This is a genomic window from Viridibacillus arenosi (assembly GCF_001955655.1).
In the GTDB taxonomy this organism is placed as follows: Bacteria; Bacillota; Bacilli; order Bacillales_A; family Planococcaceae; genus Viridibacillus; species Viridibacillus arenosi.
This window is the reverse complement of record NZ_MSPW01000006.1, coordinates 231110-239321: the sequence shown is the minus strand read 5'-3', so window position 1 is coordinate 239321 and position 8212 is coordinate 231110. Positions and strand designations below refer to the sequence as shown.

Genomic DNA, 8212 nt, shown 5'->3' with positions numbered 1-8212 from the left:
TTGATCCACCAACAGAGTTGATGTTCAAAAACATTTATTGATTAACGTCTTGCATGTTCAGTTTTCAAGGTTCATTTTGTTGTCGTTTCGTAAGCGACTTCAATATCTTATCATCATCTGTTTTCTTTGTCAAATACTTTTTTGAAAAAGTTTTTTAAGATGTTGTATTCATATTTTGCAGCACGTCTTAACGACATTTATTACTATACAGCATGCTATTTTAAAAATCAACAGTTTTTTTAAAATAACTTTATATTCTTTTTTCATTAATTATATACAGCATAATATAGGATGTTTTAGTTTTTCATGAAATAGAATATACTTTAAGTTTACCACACATTACCGCTCCAATTGTTTCAAATAGATCCGCTATTGAGCACACTTTCATACTCACTCATTATAAAGACTCCTTAAAAGATTATGTCCTAACAAATTGGGTACTATAGCTAGTATAGTAAAACAATTCAATAGAAGAATCTAGTCAATATGATTCCTCTTAAATAGGAAATTAGAAAAATTAAGTAATTGTACGAACCTAATATTCATTGTATATGTCATTAATGCTAAACTTTTTCGGAACTCTTGCTCATATAACTAATAACCGGTTGCTAATGCGTAAGCTACAAATAACAAAAAAGTTGAACCATTTACCATTAAGTCTCACTCCCCTACTTATTAGTACACTCTTTTTGTTTGCAATACAACCGGATAAATAGTGTTTTAGAATAAAGTTTTTTTTATGGAAGAATTACATTCCTACAAAAGCACAGGCTGTAATGTAAAAAGAACTGTTGAACTTACTACCGAGATGTAACTTAATGATTCAAACCATAGAATGAATTGAATCATTAAAAATTAACTCACATCAATTGAATACAGCCAATTACTTTTTTAAATTGGCCTATTTTATTCTTAAATTTCATAAAGAATATTGAAGAAATAAATAAAATCAAAAAAGCATTCAATAAAAAAGTTATGACGTTGGAATCTGTACAGCCTGCAAGTGTAACTTAAATAGCAGAAAAGGGTAAATTCCCCAACCACATAGTGTACAATACGAATACTAGATGTACATAATTTTAACTTGAGCAAACGGCGTTCGAAATAAAAAAAATGAAACTAAGGAGGAATACTATATTGAATTTCTTACTGGATAACACTTTAACTCATGAAATGTTTATTAAGTTGATTGTTGCAGCTACGTTGAGTTTAGTCATAGGTATTGAAAGAGAGTTGAAAAGAAAACCTGTTGGATTGAAAACAAGTTTAGTCATTGCCACGTTCAGCTGTTTGTTAACAATCATTTCAATAGAATCGGTTTATAACGCTAAACCAGTACCCGGCATAAATGTCACAATGGATCCACTCCGCTTAGCTGCACAAATAGTCAGTGGAATTGGTTTTTTGGGTGCTGGAGTAATCTTACGTAGAGGTAATGACAATATAAGCGGCTTAACAACTGCCGCTATGATTTGGGGAGCTGCAGGAATTGGTATTGCAGTTGGTGCAGGTTTTTATGGGCAAGCTATTATTGCTGTAGTTATTATTATGATTGGTGTAGAAATTCTTGCTCCAATTTTCATGAAATTTGGACCTAAGCGACTTCGTATGCGTGAAGTATCATTAAAGATAGGCGTTAAAAATACACAAGATATCAATGATATTTTACTATTTTTACAGAAGAATGATATGGATGTAGATAATATGCGTATTAAAGACATTCGTCTAGAGAATAATGAATTTAAGCATGAAGTTGATTTACGTTTTTCTTCTCTTCCCAAAAAAGATACTATTTCATTATATAACAGCATTCGCGAACAACCTTATATAGAAGAAATAGAAATTGAAATCCTGTCTTAGAGGAGGCATTTTATGAGTAATGTTTGGAGTTTGTTAAAAAAAGGAAATAAACCCTCGCTATTAGCGGCTTTTGTCAATTTATTTTTAGGTGTATTAAAAGGAGTCGCTTTCTTCTTTACAGGGAACATTGCAATGTTTGCAGAAATGATGCACTCATTAGGAGACTCCGCCAACCAATTCTTTGTTTTTATAGGCTCTGCTTTATCTAAAAAAGCACCCACTCGACAATTCCCAAAAGGTTTCGGCCGTGTTGTTAATTTAGTGTGTTTAGGTGCCGTTATTATTGTAGGAATATTATCTTACGAAACAATTAAAGAAGGCTGGCATCAAATTACTCACCCCGCTACTTCGAATGGTATGTGGATTAGTTTGAGCGTTTTAGGAATTGGTATTGTATTAGAAGGTATTGTGTTAATGAAGGCAGCGAAAGAAATTCTTCATGATTCAAATGAGTCAGCCACTTTCTTTTCAGCCCTACCGAGGGCCTTTGCTAATTTAAACCGAGCAAAACCTGCAACAAAGCTTGTCTTTATGGAAGATTTAGTAGCAACTTTAGGTGGCGTTTTAGCTTTTGTAGCTGTGATAATCGCACATTTCACTGGATTCTTACAAGTAGAGGGTATTGCATCTATTCTAATTGGTCTCATGATGTTCTACGTAGTTGGTGTCGTATTCCTAGAAAATGCTCGTGGAGTCATTGGTGAAACGGATGAAGAAATGCTAAATCATATCGCACGTTTATTATGGGAAGATAAAAATGTGCGTGATATACAAAAATTAGAAGTGGTAAAAGAAGGTGAATTTTTACACGTAGAGGTTCTTGCTGAAATAGATCCTACGCTTACTTTTGCTGAGGTTGATGATATTAGGGATCATTTGATGAAGATTTTATTATCGCAAACTAAAGTTTCAAAAGTAACAGTTGCTTTTGACGAAGATGATGGTATTACAAACTGGAATCACCTTGACGATAACCTTAACAATATGAAGTAAATAAAAGATTGGGACGCATTGTTATCTGTATTTCAATAACATGCTTCCCTTTCATACATAACCAATTGAAAAGAGAGATGAAAATGCAAAAAACAATATTAATTAGCGATATACACGGTGAATTAAAAAAATTCCAAGAACTCTTAACTCTAGCAAATTATTCACCAGATGAAGACAGATTAGTTTTACTGGGTGATTATATTGATCGAGGACCTAATTCTGCTGATGTGTTAGATTTAATCATGAAGTTACAGCAAAACGGAGCGATTGTTTTAATTGGCAATCACGAAAATTTAATGGAAAAAGCATTTACGGAAAAAACGGAATACGCTTGGAAACATTGGACCGAACGGTGTGGAGGTAAAGAAACCTTACTTAGCTACGGCTTTTCTAAGGAAGAGATTCAAGGAATTGGGGAAGGTGAACAGTTCACTGTTCCACAATTACAATCTAAAAAGCTTGATGAGCATTTAGCATTCATAAAAAATTTACATATATATATAGAAGACGAAGATTATATATTCGTGCATGCAGGAATTGATCCTCATATCCCTGTAAGCGAAACGGAAAAAGAAACACTTATTTGGATTCGCGAAGAATTTTATAACGGTTATACTGGCAGTAAAACAATAGTATTTGGACATACTCCAACTTCTAATTTACACCAAAGTGAAAATAACCATAATGTTTATTTTGGACAAAATAATATTATTGGTATTGATGGAGGCGCCGTTTTTGGCGGTCAATTGAATTGTCTAGAACTACCTAGTAAGAGGATTTGCTTTATTAAATAAAAACTCGTATGATTTTCGACATCACAACACACTCTAGCTGTATGAGGAGGTGTTATGATGAGCGTTATACAAAGAACGGCCTTATTTTTCACTATTATCGGTGCTTTAAATTGGGGTGTTATTGGCTTATTTCAATTTGATGTTGTCGCAAGTCTTTTTGGTGGACAAGCTAGTGTGGTATCGAGAATCATCTATACTATTGTAGGAATTGCTGGTCTAGTGAATTTGTGGATACTCTTTAGACCTTCAGAAGAAATAGAGCGTTCAGAACCTCAAGTTGCGCGTACGATGTAATGCCTAATATGTAAAAACCCCCAAGAACACTTTTATGTTCTTGGGGGTTACTTTTTAGATTAACGATTATACCCAGCCTCTGAAGCGAGAAGCCTCAGCTGTTTTGCGTACACCTACCATATAAGCTGCTAAACGCATATCGATACCACGTGTTGTTGCAACTGTATAGACATTATCAAATGCATCAACCATTTTCTTAAGAAGTTTTTCATTTACTTCCTCTTCTGACCAGTAATAGCCTTGGTTGTTTTGAACCCATTCAAAGTAAGAAACTGTAACGCCTCCAGCACTTGCTAGTACGTCTGGTACTAGTAGAATGCCACGGTCATTTAAAATTTTAGTCGCTTCTGAAGTTGTCGGGCCATTTGCTGCTTCTACTACAATACTTGCACGTATATTATGTGCATTGTCCGCAGTAATTTGATTTTCAATCGCAGCAGGAACTAAAATATCACAATCTAATTCAAGCAGTTCTTTATTGGAGATTGTATTTTCAAAAAGAGTTGTAACAGTACCAAAACTGTCACGACGATCTAGTAAATAATCAATGTCCAGACCTTCTGGATCATGCAAAGCTCCGTGAGCATCAGAGATACCAATAACTTTAGCACCTAAATCACTCATGAATTTAGCTAGGAAACTACCTGCGTTACCAAATCCTTGGATAACGACACGTGCACCTTTAATGTCAATATTACGACGTTTAGCTGCTTCTTCAATCACAATTGTAACACCTTGTGCAGTTGCGCGGTCACGACCTTGTGAACCACCTAAAACAATAGGTTTACCAGTGATGAAACCTGGAGAGTTGAATTCATCAATACGACTGTATTCATCCATCATCCACGCCATGATTTGTGAGTTCGTGAAAACGTCTGGAGCAGGAATATCTTTTGTTGGTCCAACGAATTGGCTAATAGCACGAACATAGCCACGACTTAGTCTTTCAATTTCCCCCATAGACATTTGACGTGGATCACAGATGATACCACCTTTACCACCGCCATAAGGTAAATCAACAATACCTGCTTTTAAAGTCATCCACATTGAAAGCGCTTTAACTTCATCTTCAGAAACTTGCGGATGGAAGCGCACGCCACCTTTTGTAGGACCTACTGCATCATTATGTTGTGCACGGTAGCCTGTGAATACTTTCACTTTTCCATCATCCATTTTAATTGGAATACGTACTTCTAGCATGCGTAGTGGCTCTTTTAAAAGTTCATACATTCCCTCATCGTAGCCTAGCTTGTGAAGAGCTTCGTGAATAACCGCCTGTGTTGATGTAAACAGGTTAAGATTTTCTGCCATTTGATTTTCTCGCCTCTTTATTCGTAATGTTTTTTTACTGTATATCGCAAACATTGTAACATAGTTCCAGAGATTGTGGGATATATTTCAGTTTATTTTGTAAAGACTTTTTTGATTTTTTCAATTGCCCAATCTAATTCTTCTTTAGAAATAATTAGTGGTGGTGCAAAACGAATCACTGTATCATGTGTCTCTTTGCATAATAAACCTAGTGTCATCAACTTCTCACAGTATGGACGTGCTAATTCATTTAACTCCATTCCAATGAATAAACCTCGACCTCTCACTTCTTTTACCGCATCATTATCAATTTTCTTCAGCTCATCCATGAAATAATTTCCTAGCTCTAATGAACGTTCAGCAAGCTTTTCTTCTTTTAGCACATTTAATGCTGCAATTGAAACTGCACATGCAATTGGATTACCGCCAAAAGTCGATCCGTGCGATCCTGGATTGTAGACACCTAAAATCTCTTTACTAGCGACAACACATGAAATCGGGAAAACTCCCCCACCTAAAGCTTTACCTAAAATGTACATGTCAGGATTTACATCTTCCCATTCACATGCAAACATTTTCCCTGTACGAGCTAAACCTGCTTGGATTTCATCAGCGATAAATAATACGTTATTTTCACGACATAAATCTCGTGCTGCTTTTAAATAACCCGCTGGTGGAATAACAATACCCGCTTCTCCTTGAATCGGTTCAACTAAAAACGCAGCAGTATTTGGTGTAATAGCTGCTTTTAGAGCATCTAAATCACCGTAATCTACTAATTTAATACCAGGTAACATTGGTCCGAAACCTCTTTTATACTCTGCTTCTGAAGACAGAGATACCGCAGTCATTGTACGGCCATGGAAGTTCCCATTACATGCTATGATTTCTGCTTGACCCTCTGCTACACCTTTTACATCGTAAGCCCAACGTCTTGCTGCTTTAAATGCAGTTTCTACAGCTTCAGCACCTGTATTCATAGGTAGTGCCATTTCTTTTCCAGTTACTTCACAAACTAACTCATACCATGGTCCAAGTTGATCACTATGGAAAGCACGAGACGTTAATGTCACACGGTCTGCTTGATCTTTTAATGCTTGAATGATTTTTGGATGGCGATGTCCTTGGTTTACAGCAGAATAAGCTGAAAGCATATCCATAAATTTATTTCCTTCTGGATCCTTTACCCATACTCCCTCTGCTTCTGAAATAACGATTGGCAGTGGTAAATAGTTTGGTGCACCAAATGTTTCTGTTTGCTTAATAATCTCATGTGTCTTTGTCATTATATTTCCCCCTAAAATGTAAACGCAAGCTTTCTAACGTCCACTATTTTCTTTATAGAAGACAGACATATGCAATATAGTCTGCCTTTTTGTTTTTTCTCATTAAATCATTTTTGATACAGACTGATTAAAGCGTCTCTGAAGTTGTTTTTGCTTGCATATGCAATTGTAAATAGTCTGGACCGCCTGCTTTAGAATCTGTTCCGGACATGTTAAAGCCTCCGAATGGTTGGTAACCTACGATTGCTCCTGTGCACCCACGGTTGAAGTATAAATTACCTACATGGAAATCTTCGCGCGCTTTTTCTTGATTCATACGATTTTTTGTAATAACTGCACCTGTTAAACCATATTCAGTATTATTTGCAATAGCTAATGCTTCATCGAAATCTTTAGCTTTTGCAATAGCTACTACTGGTCCAAATATTTCTTCCTTCATCACACGTGCTTCTGGAGTCACATCAACGATTACTGTTGGATTTACGAAGAATCCTTTTGAATCATCTGCAGTGCCTCCTGCAACAATTCGGCCTTCTTCTTTACCAATTTCAATGTAGCTAGTAATTTTTTTGAATGCAGCAGCATCGATTACTGGTCCAGTGAAATTTGATAAGTCAGTTGGGTCCCCAACTGATAAGCCTTTTGTCAATTCTTCGACACGAGCTACTACTTCATCGTAAACATCTTCTACAATGACAGCTCTTGAACATGCTGAACATTTTTGACCGCTAAACCCAAATGCTGATTTTACGATTGATTGTGCAGCAAGTTCTAAATCTGCTTCTTTATCAACTACAATAGTATCTTTACCGCCCATTTCAGCGATTACACGTTTCAGCCAAATTTGACCTTCATTTAATTTTGAAGCGCGTTCGTTGATACGTAAGCCCACATCACGTGAACCAGTAAAACTAATGAAGCGTGTTTTCGGATGATCTACTAAATAGTCTCCTACCTCTGCCCCTGAGCCCGGAATATAGTTAACAACGCCTGCTGGTAATCCAGCTTCTTCAAGAATTTCTACGAATTTATAAGCAACTACTGGCGTCGTAGATGCTGGTTTTAAAAGTACTGTATTTCCTGTTACTACAGCAGCTACTGTTGTACCTGCCATAATTGCGAACGGGAAGTTCCAAGGCGAAATTACTACTCCAACGCCTAATGGAATATAGTCATAACGGTTGAATTCACCTGGACGACTTTCAACTGGTTGACCGTCTTTTAAACGTAACATTTGTCGACCGTAATATTCTAAGAAGTCAATTGCTTCCGCTGTATCAGCATCAGCCTCATTCCAAGGCTTACCTGCTTCTTTTGTTAATAGCGCAGAAATCTCATGCTTACGGCGACGAATAATCGCTGCTGCTTTGAATAATACATCTGCACGAATTTCAGGTTTTACTTTCTTCCATGTATGAAAAGTTTCATCTGCTACTTGCATCGCTTTCTCAGCTAATTCTTTGTTAGCCTTTGAAACTGAGCCGATAACTTCTTCTTTATTTGCTGGATTATATGAAATGATTTGATCATTCGTTGTAATACGTTCTCCACCGATGATTAACGGATATTCTTCCCCAAGATATCCTTCCACCTTTTTTAAAGCCTCTAAATATGCTGTGTTGTTCTCTTCTTTAGAGAAATCTGTAAATGGTTCATGTTTGTACGGAATCATTT

At 36.2% G+C, this 8212-nt stretch carries 7 protein-coding genes; 4 read left to right on the top strand and 3 right to left on the bottom strand.

What is annotated here, in order from left to right; all coding sequences use genetic code 11:
• The first annotated feature begins 1137 nt into the window (after positions 1 to 1137).
• The 4 genes from BK137_RS13320 to BK137_RS13305 all read left to right on the top strand — a co-directional run bounded on the left by BK137_RS13320 (position 1138) and on the right by BK137_RS13305 (position 3941).
• Positions 1138 to 1860: an MgtC/SapB family protein gene (locus BK137_RS13320; protein WP_038188464.1), complete on the top strand. Its 723-nt coding sequence runs from the start codon at positions 1138 to 1140 to the stop codon at positions 1858 to 1860.
• Between the two features lie 12 nt (positions 1861 to 1872).
• Entirely contained in the window at positions 1873 to 2853 is a 981-nt protein-coding gene (locus tag BK137_RS13315) for a cation diffusion facilitator family transporter (protein ID WP_038188467.1), read from the top strand.
• Between the two features lie 83 nt (positions 2854 to 2936).
• Positions 2937 to 3647, top strand: a complete 711-nt coding sequence (locus BK137_RS13310; protein WP_038188470.1) for a metallophosphoesterase family protein — start codon at positions 2937 to 2939, stop codon at positions 3645 to 3647.
• Between the two features lie 57 nt (positions 3648 to 3704).
• Positions 3705 to 3941 (top strand): DUF378 domain-containing protein, encoded by a 237-nt coding sequence (locus BK137_RS13305; RefSeq protein ID WP_038188473.1) that lies wholly within the window; start codon positions 3705 to 3707, stop codon positions 3939 to 3941.
• Between the two features lie 66 nt (positions 3942 to 4007).
• Here the strand turns inward: BK137_RS13305 and BK137_RS13300 are convergent, their stop codons facing one another.
• The 3 genes from BK137_RS13300 to pruA form a co-directional block, all read right to left on the bottom strand.
• Entirely contained in the window at positions 4008 to 5252 is a 1245-nt protein-coding gene (locus BK137_RS13300; RefSeq protein ID WP_038188476.1) for a Glu/Leu/Phe/Val family dehydrogenase, read from the bottom strand.
• A gap of 92 nt (positions 5253 to 5344) precedes the next feature.
• Positions 5345 to 6538, bottom strand: a complete 1194-nt coding sequence (locus BK137_RS13295; RefSeq protein ID WP_038188479.1) for an ornithine--oxo-acid transaminase — start codon at positions 6536 to 6538, stop codon at positions 5345 to 5347.
• A gap of 127 nt (positions 6539 to 6665) precedes the next feature.
• Positions 6666 to 8210: an L-glutamate gamma-semialdehyde dehydrogenase gene (pruA, locus tag BK137_RS13290; protein ID WP_038188481.1), complete on the bottom strand. Its 1545-nt coding sequence runs from the start codon at positions 8208 to 8210 to the stop codon at positions 6666 to 6668.
• Positions 8211 to 8212: the final 2 nt, after the last annotated feature.

Excerpts from the sequence above, each read along its gene's own strand:
- BK137_RS13310 (WP_038188470.1), top strand. The coding sequence starts at position 2,937 with ATGCAAAAAACAATATTAATTAGCGATATACACGGTGAATTAAAAAAA.
- pruA (WP_038188481.1), bottom strand. The coding sequence starts at position 8,210 with ATGATTCCGTACAAACATGAACCATTTACAGATTTCTCTAAAGAAGAG.
- BK137_RS13300 (WP_038188476.1), bottom strand. The coding sequence starts at position 5,252 with ATGGCAGAAAATCTTAACCTGTTTACATCAACACAGGCGGTTATTCAC.
- BK137_RS13295 (WP_038188479.1), bottom strand. The coding sequence starts at position 6,538 with ATGACAAAGACACATGAGATTATTAAGCAAACAGAAACATTTGGTGCA.
- BK137_RS13315 (WP_038188467.1), top strand. The coding sequence starts at position 1,873 with ATGAGTAATGTTTGGAGTTTGTTAAAAAAAGGAAATAAACCCTCGCTA.
- BK137_RS13305 (WP_038188473.1), top strand. The coding sequence starts at position 3,705 with ATGAGCGTTATACAAAGAACGGCCTTATTTTTCACTATTATCGGTGCT.